The 16,291-nt window shown below is 70.1% G+C and carries 24 protein-coding genes and 1 pseudogene; 14 read left to right on the top strand and 11 right to left on the bottom strand.

Annotated features, from left to right (window positions below):
• Positions 1-112 (top strand): annotated as a pseudogene (locus ACR2FV_RS10905) (IS5-like element ISMt1 family transposase); the annotation flags it as partial.
• Here the strand turns inward: ACR2FV_RS10905 and ACR2FV_RS10900 are convergent.
• The 5 genes from ACR2FV_RS10900 to ACR2FV_RS10880 all read right to left on the bottom strand — a co-directional run bounded on the left by ACR2FV_RS10900 (position 74) and on the right by ACR2FV_RS10880 (position 3,277).
• Entirely contained in the window at positions 74-610 is a 537-nt protein-coding gene (locus ACR2FV_RS10900; protein WP_434015719.1) for a cytochrome c biogenesis protein ResB, read from the bottom strand. The pseudogene ACR2FV_RS10905 and the gene ACR2FV_RS10900 sit on opposite strands and share 39 nt — an antisense overlap.
• Positions 611-665: 55 nt before the next feature.
• Complete coding sequence (locus ACR2FV_RS10895; protein WP_434015720.1) at positions 666-1,328, bottom strand: TlpA family protein disulfide reductase; 663 nt, start codon at positions 1,326-1,328, stop codon at positions 666-668.
• 74 nt (positions 1,329-1,402) lie between these two features.
• Positions 1,403-1,663, bottom strand: coding sequence for an SHOCT domain-containing protein (locus tag ACR2FV_RS10890; RefSeq protein WP_434015718.1), 261 nt, complete (start codon positions 1,661-1,663; stop codon positions 1,403-1,405).
• Positions 1,663-1,965 (bottom strand): hypothetical protein, encoded by a 303-nt coding sequence (locus tag ACR2FV_RS10885; protein ID WP_434015717.1) that lies wholly within the window; start codon positions 1,963-1,965, stop codon positions 1,663-1,665. Before ACR2FV_RS10885 ends, ACR2FV_RS10890 begins: the two co-directional genes overlap by 1 nt.
• Before the next feature lie 424 nt (positions 1,966-2,389).
• Complete coding sequence (locus ACR2FV_RS10880; RefSeq protein ID WP_434015716.1) at positions 2,390-3,277, bottom strand: cytochrome c biogenesis CcdA family protein; 888 nt, start codon at positions 3,275-3,277, stop codon at positions 2,390-2,392.
• Between the two features lie 176 nt (positions 3,278-3,453).
• Here ACR2FV_RS10880 and lgt point away from each other — a divergent pair, with 176 nt between their 5' ends.
• The 4 genes from lgt (at position 3,454) to ACR2FV_RS10860 (ending at position 6,295) form a co-directional block, all read left to right on the top strand.
• Positions 3,454-4,308 carry a prolipoprotein diacylglyceryl transferase gene (gene lgt, locus ACR2FV_RS10875; RefSeq protein WP_434015715.1) on the top strand — a complete coding sequence of 285 codons (855 nt, stop codon included), beginning with the start codon at positions 3,454-3,456 and terminating at the stop codon, positions 4,306-4,308.
• Between the two features lie 10 nt (positions 4,309-4,318).
• Positions 4,319-4,597 carry a DUF2933 domain-containing protein gene (locus ACR2FV_RS10870; protein ID WP_434015714.1) on the top strand — a complete coding sequence of 93 codons (279 nt, stop codon included), beginning with the start codon at positions 4,319-4,321 and terminating at the stop codon, positions 4,595-4,597.
• Between the two features lie 146 nt (positions 4,598-4,743).
• Entirely contained in the window at positions 4,744-5,289 is a 546-nt protein-coding gene (locus tag ACR2FV_RS10865) for an SCO family protein (protein WP_434015713.1), read from the top strand.
• 73 nt (positions 5,290-5,362) lie between these two features.
• Entirely contained in the window at positions 5,363-6,295 is a 933-nt protein-coding gene (locus ACR2FV_RS10860; RefSeq protein WP_434015712.1) for a F510_1955 family glycosylhydrolase, read from the top strand.
• A 388-nt stretch (positions 6,296-6,683) separates the two neighbouring features.
• On the opposite strand, the gene ACR2FV_RS10855 is transcribed toward ACR2FV_RS10860, so the two are convergent.
• From ACR2FV_RS10855 to ACR2FV_RS10845, 3 genes are all read right to left on the bottom strand, one after another.
• The gene (locus ACR2FV_RS10855; protein ID WP_434015711.1) at positions 6,684-7,640 is read right to left on the bottom strand and encodes a M56 family metallopeptidase; all 957 of its coding nucleotides are present in this window, start codon (positions 7,638-7,640) and stop codon (positions 6,684-6,686) included.
• Positions 7,637-8,014: a BlaI/MecI/CopY family transcriptional regulator gene (locus tag ACR2FV_RS10850; protein ID WP_434015710.1), complete on the bottom strand. Its 378-nt coding sequence runs from the start codon at positions 8,012-8,014 to the stop codon at positions 7,637-7,639. Before ACR2FV_RS10850 ends, ACR2FV_RS10855 begins: the two co-directional genes overlap by 4 nt.
• A gap of 281 nt (positions 8,015-8,295) precedes the next feature.
• The gene (locus tag ACR2FV_RS10845; RefSeq protein ID WP_434015709.1) at positions 8,296-8,544 is read right to left on the bottom strand and encodes an SHOCT domain-containing protein; all 249 of its coding nucleotides are present in this window, start codon (positions 8,542-8,544) and stop codon (positions 8,296-8,298) included.
• A 595-nt stretch (positions 8,545-9,139) separates the two neighbouring features.
• On the opposite strand from ACR2FV_RS10845, the gene ACR2FV_RS10840 reads away from it, so the two are divergent.
• Both ACR2FV_RS10840 and ACR2FV_RS10835 read left to right on the top strand, forming a co-directional pair.
• On the top strand, positions 9,140-10,129 hold the full coding sequence (locus ACR2FV_RS10840) for a hypothetical protein (protein WP_434015708.1): 990 nt from the start codon (positions 9,140-9,142) through the stop codon (positions 10,127-10,129).
• On the top strand, positions 10,126-10,518 hold the full coding sequence (locus ACR2FV_RS10835) for a hypothetical protein (RefSeq protein ID WP_434015707.1): 393 nt from the start codon (positions 10,126-10,128) through the stop codon (positions 10,516-10,518). The genes ACR2FV_RS10840 and ACR2FV_RS10835 overlap by 4 nt, the downstream gene beginning before the upstream one ends.
• 38 nt (positions 10,519-10,556) lie before the next feature.
• Here ACR2FV_RS10835 and ACR2FV_RS10830 read toward each other — a convergent pair whose 3' ends face one another.
• Positions 10,557-10,817: a HypC/HybG/HupF family hydrogenase formation chaperone gene (locus ACR2FV_RS10830; RefSeq protein ID WP_434015706.1), complete on the bottom strand. Its 261-nt coding sequence runs from the start codon at positions 10,815-10,817 to the stop codon at positions 10,557-10,559.
• An 87-nt stretch (positions 10,818-10,904) separates the two neighbouring features.
• Here ACR2FV_RS10830 and ACR2FV_RS10825 point away from each other — a divergent pair, with 87 nt between their 5' ends.
• On the top strand, positions 10,905-11,657 hold the full coding sequence (locus ACR2FV_RS10825) for a hypothetical protein (RefSeq protein WP_434015705.1): 753 nt from the start codon (positions 10,905-10,907) through the stop codon (positions 11,655-11,657).
• Positions 11,657-12,400 (top strand): AAA family ATPase, encoded by a 744-nt coding sequence (locus ACR2FV_RS10820; RefSeq protein ID WP_434015704.1) that lies wholly within the window; start codon positions 11,657-11,659, stop codon positions 12,398-12,400. Before ACR2FV_RS10825 ends, ACR2FV_RS10820 begins: the two co-directional genes overlap by 1 nt.
• On the opposite strand, the gene ACR2FV_RS10815 is transcribed toward ACR2FV_RS10820, so the two are convergent.
• The gene (locus ACR2FV_RS10815; RefSeq protein WP_434015703.1) at positions 12,383-13,177 is read right to left on the bottom strand and encodes an AAA family ATPase; all 795 of its coding nucleotides are present in this window, start codon (positions 13,175-13,177) and stop codon (positions 12,383-12,385) included. The two genes, ACR2FV_RS10820 and ACR2FV_RS10815, sit on opposite strands and share 18 nt — an antisense overlap.
• A gap of 127 nt (positions 13,178-13,304) precedes the next feature.
• On the opposite strand from ACR2FV_RS10815, the gene ACR2FV_RS10810 reads away from it, so the two are divergent.
• From ACR2FV_RS10810 to ACR2FV_RS10795, 4 genes are read left to right on the top strand one after another with little or no spacing between them, the layout of a single operon-like run.
• On the top strand, positions 13,305-13,577 hold the full coding sequence (locus ACR2FV_RS10810) for a hypothetical protein (protein ID WP_434015702.1): 273 nt from the start codon (positions 13,305-13,307) through the stop codon (positions 13,575-13,577).
• Between the two features lie 24 nt (positions 13,578-13,601).
• Complete coding sequence (locus ACR2FV_RS10805) at positions 13,602-13,865, top strand: hypothetical protein (protein ID WP_434015701.1); 264 nt, start codon at positions 13,602-13,604, stop codon at positions 13,863-13,865.
• A 25-nt stretch (positions 13,866-13,890) separates the two neighbouring features.
• Complete coding sequence (locus ACR2FV_RS10800) at positions 13,891-14,073, top strand: DUF1059 domain-containing protein (RefSeq protein WP_434015700.1); 183 nt, start codon at positions 13,891-13,893, stop codon at positions 14,071-14,073.
• A complete protein-coding gene (locus ACR2FV_RS10795; protein WP_434015699.1) occupies positions 14,066-14,629 on the top strand; it encodes a NifU family protein in 564 nt (187 codons plus the stop codon). Before ACR2FV_RS10800 ends, ACR2FV_RS10795 begins: the two co-directional genes overlap by 8 nt.
• Positions 14,630-14,642: 13 nt before the next feature.
• On the opposite strand, the gene ACR2FV_RS10790 is transcribed toward ACR2FV_RS10795, so the two are convergent.
• Positions 14,643-15,137: a hydrogenase maturation protease gene (locus ACR2FV_RS10790; RefSeq protein WP_434015698.1), complete on the bottom strand. Its 495-nt coding sequence runs from the start codon at positions 15,135-15,137 to the stop codon at positions 14,643-14,645.
• A gap of 16 nt (positions 15,138-15,153) precedes the next feature.
• On the opposite strand from ACR2FV_RS10790, the gene ACR2FV_RS10785 reads away from it, so the two are divergent.
• Positions 15,154-16,291: hypothetical protein (locus ACR2FV_RS10785; RefSeq protein ID WP_434015697.1), on the top strand; the 1,138-nt coding region annotated here is incomplete at its 3' end.

The raw sequence follows: 16,291 nt of genomic DNA, 5'->3' as shown, positions 1-16,291 counted from the left end.
CCTACGGCTCAAGCAGTGGCGGGGTGTCGCGACCCGCTATGACAAGCACGCCCGCACCTTCCTCGGCGGCGTCCTACTGGCCGCCAGCATTCTCTACATCAAGACTCATTAAGGAGACACGCTCTAGGAGGAGCACGAGCAGAGACAGGTGGAAGAGCAGGTTCCCCGCCTCGCGCAGGTAGCCCTTCTCAGCACTGACGGCGTCACCGTCGACCCGGACCCGGAACCGGCGACGGCGCAGCTCGGTGGCTGCCCCCTCCAGCACCTCCCCCGCCTCCCGGTCGGTGAACCAGGAGTGATGACCGACCGTGTGCGAGAAGGTGCGTGGCGGCGGCGATGGAGCCGCCCTGCCCGCGCGCCACAGCCGTGCGCACCGGGGAAGCACGCAGCCGGTCATCGACACCAGCAGCAGCAGGTAGATGGCCGCGAACCACGTCGAGGAGTAGACCTCGAAGAACCCGAGCCGGTCCAGCCACGGCGCGAGGCGCGGATAGTCCTGAGCGAAGCGGACCACCGCTGCCGGGTCACTGGCGACGCCGCGCTGCGGCAGAACCGATCCGGGAACCGCCGCGAGGGCGAGCAGCGCCAGCAGGGCCAGAGCGACCCGCATGGATGTCAGGACTCGCCAGGCCCACCGTGCCCACCCGAGTAGGCCGATGCCCCCGCTAGCCATCCAGGGAACCCGTGACTTCGCCCGCCCGCTCCTCCAGGACACCCTCGATCAGCGCGCGCAGGGTCCCTTCCTCGACGGCGCCGATGACGCGTCCGGCCACCCGCCCGTCCCGGTCCAATACCAACGTGACCGGCACCGCCTGCGCGGGGACGTGGGCGCTGAGGGCCAGCAGCGCGCGCCCGTCGCGGTCCTCGATGCTCGGGTAGGGGATGTCGAACTCGTCCTCGAAGGCCAGCGCCGCTGCGCGGTTGTCTTTCACGTTCACCCCCACGAAGGACACCCCCGCGTCGGCGTACTCGCGGGACAGTCGCGAGAGCACCGGGGCCTCCTCACGGCACGGGACGCACCATGATCCCCAGACGTTGATCACCACGGTGTCCCCCCGCAGGTCGGCGATATCCAGCAGGGTGTCGGTGAGTGTGGTGCCGGACAACTGGACCGGTTCGCCCCGCGCGTCGGGGGGATACTCGGCGATCGGTCCCGAGTCCGTCCCCGAGGCCTCCGCGGTGAGGCCCTGCCGCGTCCAGTCCCAGTACGCCCACCCGGCGAGAAGGAACGCCGCGAGCGACACCGCGACGACCCAGAGCCCTCGCCTGGGTTGCCGGCGCACGGCGTCGCTGGGAGCACCGTCGCGCTCGTCGTCGTCCGTGGTCATGTTGTGCACGGGTCGATGCTCCTACTGTGCTGGGAAGGCGATGCGGACACCCTGGCGAGGACCACGCGGCTCGGCTAGGAGCGCCCGTCGGTGAGCACGGACATCCGCCGGGCGAACTCCTCCTCGTCGATCTCCCCGGCCGCATACCGTCGGCGGAGCACGTCCTCCGGCGACTCCCGCTGCCACGTGGAGTGCGAGGCGCCGGAGCCGGTTCCGGAGCGACGGACCAGCCACACGATCCCGGCGACGGCCAGCCCCAGCAGCGCCAGGCCCACCAGGAGCCAGAGCACCATCCAGGCGCCCATTCCCGTCATGTTGCCCATTCCGCCACTCATCATGTCGTGCATGTCTGAGCCCACATCATCCTCCTCGCTGATAGCTGTTCCGTGACCCTTCCACCGACAGCGGCTCGGCTCACGGGCGGGGCGTCGGCTCCCTGCGCTCCTGTGCGGGCCGGCCCGTCCTGCACCGCGTGCAGCTGCTCTACCTCGGCACGCAGCCGCGCCAACTCCTCCTGGGTCACCGGCGCCTGCACCTGCTCGCCGCCGTGCTGACCGCCCCGCATCATGAACCACATCATCAGGACCATCCCCACCGGATAGGCCAGCAACGCCAGACCGAAGAGCGCTTCGCTCATCGCGTCGTTCCTTTCGTCCACGAGCTGCCGACGGCGACGCCGGTCCAGGACCGGCTGGGGCCCTTCTGGCTGCTGGACATCTCAGTGCTCATGGCCAGGCCTGCCCTGCGGGTTACGGCCCCATCATCTCGGTGTGCATGTGCGTCATGTCGGGGCTCGAACTGAAGGACCAGACCGATGGTGGGAATGGGTGTTGTCATGGCCTGCGTAGCGGGGCACTCTCGACGACGGTGGGGCACGCCACCGAGCCGGACACGGATGAGCGCATCGACATGCGCACCGAGATGATTCGTCATCCGCCTGCTCCCTCGTCATTAGGTGCCATCAGCTGTGGTCAGGTCGTTCCGCAGCCGCGTCGACGGCCGTACCGCGCCACTGGCTACTATGCAGCATAGTCATATGAGCGGCGAACCGCCGTACCGGCTCACAGGGGCGTCTGCCACCCGGTGATCAGTCCCTGCATGCGGCTGATGAGGGCGGTCCACACCCCGCTGACCTGCAGCACACCGAGGAGGACGAGGAACGCTCCCCCTGCCTGCGCGATCCTCCGCGCGTTGCGGCGGGCCCAGTCGAACCGGTGCATGCCACGGTCGACGGTCACCGCAGCGAGGACGAACGGGACACCCAGGCCCAGGCTGTAGGCAAAGGACAGCAGCGCCCCCCGCCCCGCGCCCCCCGACGTGGCGGCCAGGGTCAGCACGGCAGCCAGCGTGGGGCCGATGCAGGGTGTCCAGCCGACACCGAACAGCACACCCACCAGAGGGGCGCCAGCAAGACCGGATCGTGGTCGGTACTGAAGGCGCAGGGTCCTGCCGAACAACGGGAACCGGGTCAGCACGCCGGCGAAGACCAGGCCGAGGACGATCGTCAGCGCACCCAGGATCCGGATCAGGGTGTCCTGGTGCTCCAGCAGCAGAGAGCCGAGGCCGCCGAAGAGCGCCCCGTAGCTGGTGAAGACGGCGGCAAAGCCGAGGACGAACAACGACGCGCCCAGCACGGTCCTGGAACTCCCCGGTCCGACCGACGTCGTCGGGGCGTGCCCGGACGTCGGTAGCCGTACGCCCGACTCCTTGGCTGCCCCGCGCGTTTGCCCCGGCGGCGACCCCGCCACCACGGCCACCGGCGTCGCCCGCCAGGGACCATTGGCTCGATGCGCCGCCTGCGTTCCGGACATCCCGGCCACATACGAGAGATATCCCGGCACAAGGGGAAGGCAACAGGGCGAGAGGAACGAGACGGCCCCGGCCGCGACGGCGAGCCCGATCGCGAGGAGCAGCGGCCCCGACATCACCAGGTCGGACAGCGATTCCATGGACCTATCCTCCCTGGGCCGGAGCGCGACTCGCCGGACGGGCGAGGGGCCTCGGGTGCGAGGCCTGCCGACTGCTCTACTATCCTACATAGTGAACGTGGGCGTGGACACGCCACCGGCTCCGCGGCAGGCCCCACGTGCCCCCGCGGACGAACTGCGACAGGAACGAGAACCCGATGACCATCGACATGGACCCCTACATCTTCCATGTGGGGCACATCGGGCTCCGGTGGTACGGCCTTCTGTTCGCCACAGCGGTCGTGGGGGGCTTCTGGTTGGCTGCACGGGAGACCCGCCGGTTGGGGATCCCCCGGCAGAAGTTCGAGAGTATCGCCGCCTGGGGACTCGTCGGCGGCATCGTCGGCGCACGACTTTTCCACGTGGTCGATAATCCTGGCGTCTATCTCGAACACCCCTGGCAGGCCCTAGCCGTCTGGGAAGGGGGGCTGGCCGTCTACGGAGGCCTGGTCGGCGGCGCACTGACCGGCGCCTTCCGCGCGTGGCGCCAGGGGGTTCCTCTGGGCAGGACCGCGGACGGCGCGGCCCTGGGAATGCTGTTGGGCCAGGCGGTCGGGCGCCTTGCCTGCATCCCCAACGGAGACGCCTACGGTTCGCCCACCGATCTCCCGTGGGCCTTCACTTACCTCAATCCCGCCTCCATGGTGCCCCCCGACCTGCTCGGCGCGCCCCTGCATCCCTACCCGGTGTACGAGCTCGTGTTCGACCTCGCCCTGCTGGCTGCGCTGATCCTGCTGCGCAAGCGCGCCTCCTTCGCCGACCGACCCGGGCTGCTCTTCGCCACCTATGTCATCGCCTACTCGACGGGGCGGTTCGCCTTGAGCTACTTCCGGATGGAGAACGTATGGCTGTGGGGTTTGCAGGAGGCCCAGATCGCCTCACTACTCGGAGCTGCGGCCGGCGTGGTCATGGTGGTGGCCATCCGAGGCCGCCAGCAGGCCGGTGCGACGCAGATTGTTACTATGTCGAATAGTAAAACAGTCGAGGAGAGGGCTTCCGATGCGCTGCGATGACAAGCGTGTCTTGGTTGGTCTGGCAGCGCTGGCCGTGGTCGGCATCGTGCTCGCCCCATCCAGTGCATGGACGTTGCTTCCCGTGCTGACCCTGCTGGCCTGTCCGCTGTCCATGCTGGTGATGATGCGCTCGATGAGAAACGGCAGCCAGTGCGGGCGACAGGCCTCCGCGGCCCCTGGCTCGGGCACCGAGGGCGAGATCCGGCGACTGCGCGCCGAGCTCGACGACCTCAGAGGGCGCCGGGACGTCGGTCCCGAGAGAGTGGCGGGGCCCGGGAGGGCGCTGTGAGGGCGACCACACGCCTTACCCGTCGCAGCTTGGGCATCATGGCCCTAGGCGCGCTCACAGCCGGGTGCTCGTCGCGGCCCCCCAACGGCGACTCCTCCGCGCAAGCCATGGCGAAGGGTACTGGGAAGCAGTTCGCCGGCACGCCCGTGGAGCCAGCGCCTTTCCGTCCTGCCCTCGTTCTCCCGGACACACAGGGCCAGGAGTTCGACCTGCGCAACCGCCCGGAGGGTGAGGTCACGGTCGTCTTCTTCGGCTACACCCACTGCCCGGACGTGTGCCCGACCACGATGGCGGACCTCGCCCAGGCGCGAAGCTCCCTACCTCCGGACGTCCGCCAGGACCTGCAGGTCGTCTTCGTCACCGAGGACCCCGGACGGGACAATTCGCCGATCGTCCGGGAATGGCTGGACCGCTTCGACCCGGACTTCATCGGGCTGATCGGGGGCACCCCGCAGACCAAGCAGGTGCTGGAGGAACTCTACCTTCCCACGACCCAGCGGATCGAGGACCCCGAGACGTCTGTCGTCCACCCCGACGACGGACACGAGCACCCGGGTGACTACGGCCTGGAGCACGCGAGCATCATCTACGCCTTCGCTCCCGGTGACCGGGTCCTCATCTATACCGGCGGGTTCACCCCCGACCAGTACGCCGACGACTTCGCCGCCCTCGTCAACCCGGGCGAGCGATAGCCCCTGCGGCCATCTGGCCCGCCTTGCCCACCCCCCGCCCGGCACACCCCCGCGCGCACCAGAACGGAGAGACATGAGTCCCAACCGCACCTCGTCAACCCGAGCGCGCGCCGCTCGACCGTCCACCGGAGGAGACCGACCTCCGAGCGGCGGGCGCCGTCTGACCGTCATCGCCGTCGTGCTGGCAGTTGTCGCGGTATTCGCGGCGATCGTCGTGGCGCTGGTGAGCAACGGCAGAGAGCTCGGCGAGCCTGCCGGCGGCGGGCCCGTCGAGCTCTCCCACGTGCACGGCCTGGGTGTCGACCCGGGGGACGGTGAGGTCTATGCCGGCACCCACTACGGCCTCATCCGCGTCCCTGCAGAGGGGGAGCCCACCCTGGTCGGTGACACCGTCCAGGACTTCATGGGTTTCACCGTCGTTGGCCCCGGCCACTACCTGGCCAGCGGGCACCCCGGCGAGGGCCAGGACGCACCGGGCAACCTGGGCCTGATCGAGAGCACCGACGGCGGTCAGACCTGGCAAAGCCTGTCCCTGGCCGGGGAGGCGGACTTCCACGCCCTCCGGGCCAGGCACGGACAGGTCTACGGCTACCACGGCGGCACCCTCATGGTCAGCGACGACAAGAAGACGTGGCAGACCGGGGCGCAGCTGCCCCTGGCCGACTTCGCCGTGTCGGCCACCGACCCCGACGTGATACTGGCCACCACCGAGCAAGGACTGGCCCGCAGCACCGACGGCGGCACCACCTTCGACGTGACGCCCGGCGCCCCACTGCTCCAGCTGGTGTCGTGGCCGGACGGCGAGCTGGTGGTGGGAGTGGCACCGGACGGTACTGTCCACGTCAGCGAGGACGGCGGAGCCTCCTGGACCGAGAGAGGCTCAGTGGGAGAACAGCCGCAAGCCCTGGTCGCCGACGGCGACGACATCTACGTGGCCCTTGACGGCGCTCTTTTGGCCTCCAACGACGGCGGCACCACCTTCAAAGCCCGGTACGACGGTCGTTGAGACTGGTGTGAAGCGCCCCAGGCTCTCTGCCGCTCTCATCCGGGCTGCGGCTCTGCGGCCAAGGGGTTGAGGGGCGGCGTACGGGTTCGCTCGTACTCGATTCGCTCGGGGCTTGCCCAGTAGGGACGCCGCCCTGGTCACCGGAAAGTCGTCACCGGTCGGATCGCCGCGGTTCCCGTGATGGTGGCGGCATGCCCCCGCTCAGTCTCGGGCCGGTACCTGTCCTTCGCCGATCGGGACGAGATCGCCGTGTTGAGGGCGGTCGATGTCGCGCGTGCCAGAAGTCGCCCGACGACTCCGGCCGGGACACTCTGACCACCGCCCGCCACCACACCAGTGCGTTCTGTCAGAGGGTGGGGCGGGCAGGTCTGGGGAGGAATTGGCGGGTCTACCCCGGAAAGTCGATTGGGCATAGGCCGGCGGTCGCGGCCACGACCGTGGGAGCCGCTACCACAGCGACCGGAGTCAGGAGTAGGGCGGCGGTTGCCAGGGCGGCGATCACCGACCGGGTCGTGCCCAGCGGATGTGCGGGCGCGACGAGTCGCCGTACCCGGGTCAGCGAGGTGCTTCCGCCCGCGCCCAGTGCTGCGACCGGTGCTGAGACCTCGGCGAGGCGAACCAGCGCGGTCGCGATCGTCAGCCGGTCGTTGCGTCGCGCGGCGACGTCGTCAGCGAGCATCTCGACGAGGCGGGTCAGCTCGCGGTGGGCGTCCCGCAGCGCCGGGACCTGGGGAAAAGCCCGTTGCAGTGCGGCCGAGGTCGCCAGCACGAGGTCATGGCGGCCGCGCAAGTGCGCCCGCTCGTGTGCGAGTACGGCGGTGAGCTGGTCACCGTCCAGAGCGGCCAGTGCTCCGGTGGTGAGCACGACCTGCTGGCGGTGCCCGGGTAGGCAGTACGCGGCCGCCGCCGCGTCGTCCACCACCAGCGCGTCGCAGCCCTCGTGACGGCGGGCGATCAGGTTCACCCCATCTACTTGACGGCGCTGCTCGCGCGCCCCGCTGACCAAGCCCTGAGTGAGGCAGTATCCGGCTCGGGCGACCACGGTGACAGCGAGAACTGCCCCGGTGGTGCTCAGCACCGCACCGCCCGGAGTGGCGTACTGGGCTCGTAGCGCCATCACACACGCGGAGAGCAGTTCGGCGAGGTCTGCGCTGAACGACAGCGCTGGCAGGGCAAGGGCGGCACCGGCGAGGACGACGGCCGTAACCACCGAGAGGCTCACTGCTTGCCAGGCGGTGATGCCCAGCCGCGGGCAGCGGTCAGGCCATGAGGACCGGACCAGTAGTCGCGGAGCGAGCGTTGCCACGAGGACGGCGAAGACAACCAGCGTGATCGGCGCAGTCACGAGTCGCTGCTCTTCCCGCTCGCGGGCCGTTGCTCCAAAGCCTCACGCAAGCGGACGACCTCATCCGGTTGCATCTGCTCGAGGAAGTGCAGCAGGGTCGCCGCCCTGTCGCTGCTATCTGCCAACACCTTTTCCATGACTGCCGCGTGGTGCTGCTCCCTAGTCTTGGCAGGCTGATATCGGTAGGCGCGAGCGACCATCTCACGGGTGAGGAACCCCTTACGGTACAGATTGTCCATCACGGTCATCACGGTGGTGTAGGCGATCCGCCGGTCTCGCCGCAGGTCCTCCAGGACCTGCCGAACGGGCACCGGGCGGCCGTAAGCCCACACCAGATCCATGATCACGGCCTCGAGCTGCCCCAGCTGGCGCACCAGCGACCACCTTGCCTGTCCTCGCGTACCAAGGCGCCGACTGCGCCATTCTAGGGACCATAGTAGACAACGCTTCCGGCCTGCGTCAGTGACTACCCCCGCCGTCCTTGAAGCAACGTCGTGCTTACGCCTGGCCCTGGGCGCCGTTCATGTTAGCTTCGGCCTCGCTCAGCAGGTGAAGCAAGCTTAGGAGGCCTCGCGGGGTGACCCGCTGATCGCCTGCCCGTGGCACCGACCGGCCCGCATGTCATGCCGTCCGCCTACCTTGCCTACCTTTGCTGCTAAGCGAGCCCGGCGTGGCGCCGTAGGTACTCATCCTCCTCGATCTCACCAGCGGCGTACTGCCGGCGCAGCAGGTCCTCCGCAGGCTCCTCGCCGCTCGGCGGAGCGGGCCGTGGGTTGTCCGTACGGCGGACCAACCAGAGGATCCCAACGACGACCAGCGCGAGGACCGCGATGCCGACCAGCACCCAGAGCAGCATCCACACGCCCATTCCACCCATCATGCCGCCGCCCATCATGTCTCCCATCAGTCGTGCTCCCTCAGTTATCGTCTGCATGGCCGCGGCTGACTACACACTGGTCTCCCGACGTAGTTGATAACAGTCGGATCCATGGCGGTGACAACAAGGATTCTACTATCCACTCTAGTATAGAGCCGATGAGGCGTCGCCTCGGACGGCCAAGGGGCACCGCCGCGCCGGCCAGCGCCAGGGTCGGCAACGACCGACCCCCGGGGCTGCAGCACGCCGATCCAGGCGTGCGCTCACCGCGCGCGGCACGGGGATGCCCATCCGGGCGGGTCCTATGATGGCCATGGTCTCCACGAGGCTGGCCGCGGCGACCGCGTAACCGGCCCGGCTGCCGTGGCGCTGCGCGGCGCGAGCCAAGGGGAACGCCGCCGGCGACGCCGACGACCCAGCCGAGGGGCACCGCCCGGGCGGCGAGAAGGGTCAGCGCCGCCCCGTTGGCCATCCCGGACAGCTCACCGGTGCGCTCGTCGTCGGCGACCCCGTCCGGGCTCGGTGATGGTGCGGGCGAGCCGCTCACGGTCGCGACTTCAACCCTGTCCCAGACATGCCGCCGATGCTACGGTGCTCAAACCGTCAACCTTGTGAGGTGCCTGTGCAGCGCATTTCGATCTGGCTCTGGCTTGCCGTAGGAGGTGCAGCGCTCCAGCTCTCTGCGCTCGGCTCGAACTTTTACGTCATCAACGGGAAGGATGGCGGCACCACCAAGGATGCCTGGCTCGGCATTCCACACGCCTCCGACCTGATCCTGGCGTCCGCCGTCGTCACCGTCGTGGCGCTAACCCTGAGCGCCCGTGGCCGGAGCCCCGTGTCGGGGCGCACCCTCGGCACCGCCGTGGCCGTCGTCGGTGGCCTGGCCACCGCCCAGCTCGCCTACCGCATGGTGGTGCCGCCGTTCGGCTGTCTCACCTACGACTGCGGCGCCACGGCCAAGTCCGACGTCACGTTGCTCGCTGGCATCTGGATCGGCCTCATCGGCTGCGCGCTCGCACTCATCGGAGGCCTGGGTCACGCGCTCAGCGCGGCCGCCTCCCGCACGCCGGCCACCCCCGACGTCGCCGACCGGCAGACCGGGATGACCCCGTGGCTCGGTCTGGCCGGGCTCGGCCTGGTCGTCTCCTTCGTCGGACCCTTCACCTTCCTCGACGCCTACCGGGTCGAAGGCTTCATGGGTTCCTCGTCCGCCGCCACCTGGGGCGGCTGGCTCTCGGCGCCCCACACCAGCAGCCTGGTCCTGGTGGCCATGATCGTCGGCGTCACGCTGGTCGTCGCCGCGGCCCGGCGCCGATCCCTGCTGTCCCCGTCCGCACTCGGCGCGACCCTGGCGGTCCTCGGCTTCGTGATCGCCTCACGGGAGCTCTTCCGAATGCTGCAGCCGCCGTTCAGCAGCGCGGGCGGCCAGGACACCGCCGTCGGCACGGTCACGGTTCTTGCGGGGTTCTGGATCGGCTTCGTTGCCGCCGTGGTCGCCTGTGTAGCCGCCACAATCCAAGCCGTCCTCTACTACCGCGAGTCCGTATCCGATGAGGCCGCCACGACCTCGCCGACCCAGGGAACCACCACCTCCACCGGAGCGGCCACATGAGCAAGCGCAGCAGGAACCGCCAGGACCCCGACGCGCCACTGTCGCTGGACGCGGAGTCGCTGTTGCGGCTGGGTCGGATTGCGGACCTCAGCGGTCGCTCTCGGGAGCGCTACCTCTGCGTCGCCGGGCTCGGGATCCCGGCGTCGGGCACGCTGCTCGACCACGGGGTGGCGAGTCTGCTGCCGGCGGCCGCGGTCATCGCGGCCCTGCTGGCGGCTTTCGTCGTCATGATGCGACGCTGGGGCCTCAGGCCCTCGACCGCTCCCACCGGCGACGAGGTGCTCGCTCGCCTCGAAGGTTCGTGGGACGCCATGGCGCTCGACGTCACGTCGACACCGGACGAGGGCCCGGACGTCGAGCGCAGGTCCGATCTCGCGATGCACGATTGATCGACACCGGTCCCCCACACCGGCACCGCGTCCGGACGCTAGGCCGGCAGCTCGCCGGCGTACAGGTCGTGCAGGGCCTGGAGACCGTCGAGCACGGTGCGCGCCTCGGCTTCGTCCATCCGGGAGAGCGCGAATCCCAGGTGGACCACGACCCAGTCGCCCACCTGGGGCAGGCCCTCGCCATCACTGTCCAGCATCGCGGCAGAGACCTGCTGCCGGTCGCCCTGCACGTCGACCAGCACGCGCTGCTTCACCGCATCGACGGGCTCAAGGACCCGGCCGGGAACTCCCAGGCACATCGTCGGTCCTCCTCGGTCATGATTCCTGTCCGTCCAGCAACTATACGCACGCTCTGCCGCCCGGCAGGGCTAGTAAGGAGTCTCGGCATGCGCGTCGCGTTCGTGGGCAAGGGCGGTGCCGGGAAGTCTTCCCTCGCGGGGACGTTCGCCCGACTCCTCACCGAGACCGGGGACCGGGTGCTCGCCCTGGATTCCGACCCTATGCCGGGCCTGGCCTTCTCGCTGGGTGTGCCCCACGTCGACACGGGTCTGCCCGACGACGTCGTCGAGGATGACGCCGTCGACGGCCGCCGCTTCCGCCTGGCCGATGGGCGCAGCGGCACCGAGGTGGTGGAGCAGCACGCCACACGGACCACGGAAGGCGTCTACTTCCTCCAGCTCGGCAAGGCGCGTGGGCCGCGCTGGGAGAACACCCGACAGCACTTCGGCTTCCAGCGTGTGCTCGACGATCTACCGGGCGCGGGGTGGAGCATCGTCGGCGATCTGCCCGGTGGCACCCGGCAGCCCTTCATGACCTGGGGTCGCTGGGCCGACACCTATCTGGTCGTGGTCGAGCCGACGCCCGCGTCCTTGCTCTCCGGGCGCCGCCTGGCGCGGTTGGCGGAGATGGCCGGCGCACCCCAGGTGGTCGCGCTGGCCAACAAGGTCCGGGCGAGCGGTGACGCCGAGCGCATCCACGAGCGGACCGGTCTCGAGGTCGTGGGCGAAGTGCCGCTCGACCCGGCCCAGGCCCAGGCCGACCGACAGGGAGTGGCGCTGCTCGACCACGATCCGGACGCTCCTGCGGTCGCAGCGCTACGGTGCCTGGTAGATGCCTTGCACAGTGAGAGGAACTCCTGATGAAGATCGCCGTCGTCGGCAAGGGTGGATCGGGCAAGACCACCACCTCGGCCGTGCTCGCCCGCACGTTCGCCCGACGGGGGCGCAGCACCCTGGCGCTGGACTGCGACAGCAACCCCAACCTCGGCATCTCCCTGGGTCTGGGCGAGGACGTGACCGAGGAGCTGGTCGCGGTGCGCCAGGCGGTCGATGCCGGGGAACGCGACCACGCCACGAGCCTGGAGGACCTGGTCACGCACTTCGGTGTGGACGGCCCTGACGGGGTCCGGCTCGCAGTCGTCTCGGCCATCGACAACCCCGAGCCCGGCTGCCCCTGCTGCGGGATCTCCCCCGAACAACTGCTCGGCACGATCGCCGGACCCGACCTGATCGTCGTCGCCGACTTCGAAGCCGGCCTGGGAACCGTGATGCGGCTCGGCGGACAGCCCGTCGACATCGTGGTCGTGGTCGTGGAGCCCACGGCAAAGTCGCTCGAGGTGGGGCGGCGGGCCGCCGAGCTCGTGCGTGAGTCTCGACTGGGCAGGCTCGTGGTCAGCGCCAACCGGGTGCGCGACGCCGCCGACGAGGAGCGCGTCCGCTCGGCCTTCCCGGACGCGGAGATCCACTTCGTCCCCGAGGACCTTGCCATCGTCGATGCCGAACGTCGCGGCGAAGCACCCCTGGACGCCTCGGGCCCGGCGCCGGCGGTGGAGGCGCTGGTGCGGCTGGCCGAGGGCCTGGTGCCCTCAGCGGTTACCGCCTGACCCGACGGCTGCCTCCACCACCGCCAGCACCTCGGCAACGACCCGCTCCACGTCGTCGGTGACCGGTCGCAGCCCGACCGATCCCTCCCGGTCGTCGTCGACCACCGCCTCGTCGTAGGCGAGCACGCCGGCCAGGGGAATCCCCTCCTGTGCGAGGGCCTCGTCGAAGTAGGCCACGTCCGCCGCGGAGCGCGCTTTGTTGCCGACGGCGAACACGTGGGCGATGCCGAGCTCGGCGGCCAGGGCCGCGGTCCGGGAGGCGGTCAGGATCGACTTGCGGGTCGGCTCGCACACGACGAGGAGCACGTCGGCGTAGGCCAGTGTGCCTCCGGAACGACTCAGGTGCTCCAGACCCGCCTCCATGTCCACCAGGGTCACCTCCACGTCCGTGAGGGCATCGGCCAGCAGGTTGCGCACCGTGGCGTGCCCACTGCAGGTGCACCCGGCTCCGGCCTCCGCCACTCGGATCGCCGAGAGCAACGTCGGGCCGGCTGGCGTCGCGCGGCCGTACTCGCCGATCAGCTCGCGTGCGCTCGGGCCACCGCCGCCGGAGCCGACGATCACCGAACGTGGCAGCACTGGGACGGCCTCAGTCTCCTCGAGTGAGAGACCCAGGGAGAGGCCGAGGTTGGGGTTGGAGTCGGTGTCGATCGCGACGACGCGGCTCCCGCGGCCGGCGTAGGCGCGAGCGAGCAGTCCGGCGATGGTCGTCTTCCCCACCCCGCCCTTGCCGACGACTCCGAGCTTCACTCCGAGCGGGGTGATCACTGTGGTCATCTCGTGCTCCTCTCATGGGTGCTCTTGGTTCCTCTGGGGACTACTCGGTCGATGGTAGTAGCGCAAATCACCTACCGGGTGCACACTGGAGGCGACAACCCACATCTGAGGAGGAGGGTCCGGTGCCATGGCCGTGCTGTGGACGATGAGTGCGATCGGACTTCTGGTCATCGCGCCGGTCGTGGTGTTGCTCGCCTCTTACGTCATCCGACCGGCGCGGGAGAGCGCCAGATATGCCGAGGATATCCTCGAGCACGGGGTCGGGATCAGCCTCGCGCTGGCACCAGTCCCCGCGCTCATCACCACGTCCGAGATCGTCGAGGTCGTCACCTCGAACGCCGTCGCCTATGTCGCGGCGCTGCGCGACCTGGTCGCGGCCTCCGCCCCCACCACGCCCTGAGCCGGACCCACGCAAGGAGCCCCTGTGTCTGCAGCTGCCGTCGCCGCCCTCGTCGTTTCCGGCGTCCTCGTGGGGGCCCTCGCCGCCTACCTGATCTGGGTGGTGCTGATCCTGCGACACCTCACCGACACGCTCGGGAAGGTGGTCTTCGGCGTCGCGGCGATCGCTCATCGGGTCGAACCCGTCGGGGGGCTGGTTACGGGGATCAACGGCAATCTCGGTGCGGTCGCGGACGCCCTCGAGGCCCTGGCCGACGACCTCGACACCTCTCGGACCCAAGCCTCGTGATGACACCCCGGGAAGGGAGCCTGTGATGGCAGCAGTCGAGTTCCGCTGCGCCGACGTGGGAGTGGCCTGCGGCAAGGTCACCCGCGCGGAGAACACTGACGATCTGGTCGCTGCCGTGGCCGCGCACGCGCAGAGCAAGCACGGCGTCGAGCTCAACGAGACCCTCATCGACTATGCGGTCACCAAGGTCCGCGTGACCGGTGACTGAATCGGCACTGCCGCCCACCGACGAGGTCTACGAGGCGGAGCTGGCCGAGTTCGGCCCGCTGCTCGACCGGTTGGAGGAGCTGCTCGGCGAGGTCGAGGAGCTCGACGACACGGTGCGGGGCACGGTCTTCGAGCTGCTGGACGGAGTCGACGCGCTGCACCGCCTGGCCATTACTCGCCTCGCAGCCAGGATCGGGGACGTCGACGCCCTGCGGCAGGACGACCCAGCGATCGCCTGGTTGCTCGAGGCCTACGGCGTGGGCGTGGACGACCCCGTCACCGCGAGTGCCGCCTTGGACCAGGTCCGCCCCTACCTGCACTCCCATGGCGGAGAGGTCGAGGTGCTCGGAGTGCGCAACGGGGTCGTCCGGGTGCGGTTGACCGGCGCCTGCTCCGGCTGCACCGCTTCTGCGGTGACCCTGCGCGAGGGCGTGGAGGAAGCCTTGCGTGAAGGGCTGCCCGGTTTCGTGGCGATGGACGTGGCCCCCGACAGTGGCGCGCCGGCACACGCGCCGCCGACCCAGGTGCTGCTCCAGATCACTCCCCGGCCGGTGTGAGGTGGTGGCGCACTCAGGCGCCGTCTGCGTGCTCGGCGAGCAGCGTCATGATCTGGGCGACGGCCACCGGGACGGCGCGAGCGGTGGTGGCGGAGAGTCCGTGCCGGGGCTCGTCGGTGTCCTGCGTCTGCACGCCGACCACCAGGGTGACCTCGGGCAGTACACCGAGCGCGCGCGCCATCATCAGCGCGCGGCTCGGGGTGGCCAGGTGCATGTCGGCCAGGGCGTCTCGGCGGGCGTCGGGGCCCAGTGTCTGCACGTCGAGCACCTCGGGCACCTGCACCATGACCGAACCCGGATGGCGGCCGAGGTCGACGGCGTCGACCACCAGGAGCGCGTGTATTCCCCCCGCCAACAGCTCCTGGACGAGTCGGAGACCGCCGATCCCCACCTCGAGAACGCGCGCGACATCGGGCAGCGGCCCGCTCAGGAGCTGCTCGCCGATCACCACGCCCACCCCGTCGTCGGCGCGCAACACGTTGCCGAAGCAGGCGACCAGGACCGTCATGGACGAAGGGTAGGCCATGGGCACCGCTGAGGCAGGCGGCCAGCACGCGGAGATCGTCGATCTCGAGGCCAGGCTGCGTCGCTACGACGTCACGCGTTATCCCGTGCAGCATGCGACGGCGCGCTTCCACCTCGGCGTACTCCTCCTGGGTAGCGGCCGGATCTCCGCCTCGGCCGGGTCGCTGCACACCGCGCACGAGATCTTTACCGGTGTCGGCATGCGGCTCGAAGCGGCCAAGGCCTTGGTGATGAGCGGGGTGGCGGCGCGCGAGGGCGGGCAGCCTGACCGGGCGCGGGCCTCCTTCCTGGCGGCCGCGACCGCCTTCGCCGACCTCGAGCAACCGGCCCAGGAGGGGGCGGCCCGGTTCAACCTGGGCCTGGTCCGCACCGATCTCGGTGAGACCGAGGCCGCATTGACAGCCTTTGCCGGTGCGCACGACCTGTTCCTGGGGGCGGGCCAGGTGGCCCAGGCGGGCGCCGCCTGCCGGGAGCAGGCCACGGTCTGGCTACGCTCGGACGACCCCGATCGTGCGGTGCCGCTGCTGAGCGAGGCCATGGAGCTCGCCGAACGCGGTGGCGACCTGCCCGGTCTGGGGGCTGCAGCCAACGCCCTCGGCCTCGCCCGCCTGTCCATCGACGACGTGCCCGGCGCGGTGGAGGCCTTCGCCCATGCGGTCGGTGCCTACCCGCGCACCCTGCGCCCCGCTGACCATGCCATGGCCAAGGCCAACCTCGCGCTGGCCTACCACCGGCTCGGCAACGCGGCACGGGCCCGCCTGACCGCCCGACAGGCGGCCTCGATCGGCGAGGCCGATCCGCAGGTGCGGGCCCAGGCCGAGGGCGTGCTCGCCGCGCTGCTCGGCGGGACCACCCCGGACCTGGTGGACGTACTCGACGCCGAGCCACCGGATCGCTGGCACGCCATCGTGCGCGATGAGGTCCAGCGTTGGTCCGCGGTAGGCCGCGCCGAGCGGCTCGCCGACATGGACCGGTTCCTCGAGGCGGTGCTGGCCCGCCCGGGGGGAGGTTACGCCCTGGCCGAGAGCCTGCTCGGTGTGCTGCTGGAGCTGCCGGCCCCGCCGTACGACGAGCTGGTCGGGGTGCTGGTCGAGGTCACCGGGCGTCGACCCGAGGACGTCCAGGACCGGGTGCGAG

This window comes from Ornithinimicrobium sp. (assembly GCF_051004135.1).
GTDB lineage: Bacteria > Actinomycetota > Actinomycetes > Actinomycetales > Dermatophilaceae > Ornithinicoccus.
This window is presented reverse-complemented; position numbering and strand designations above follow the sequence as displayed.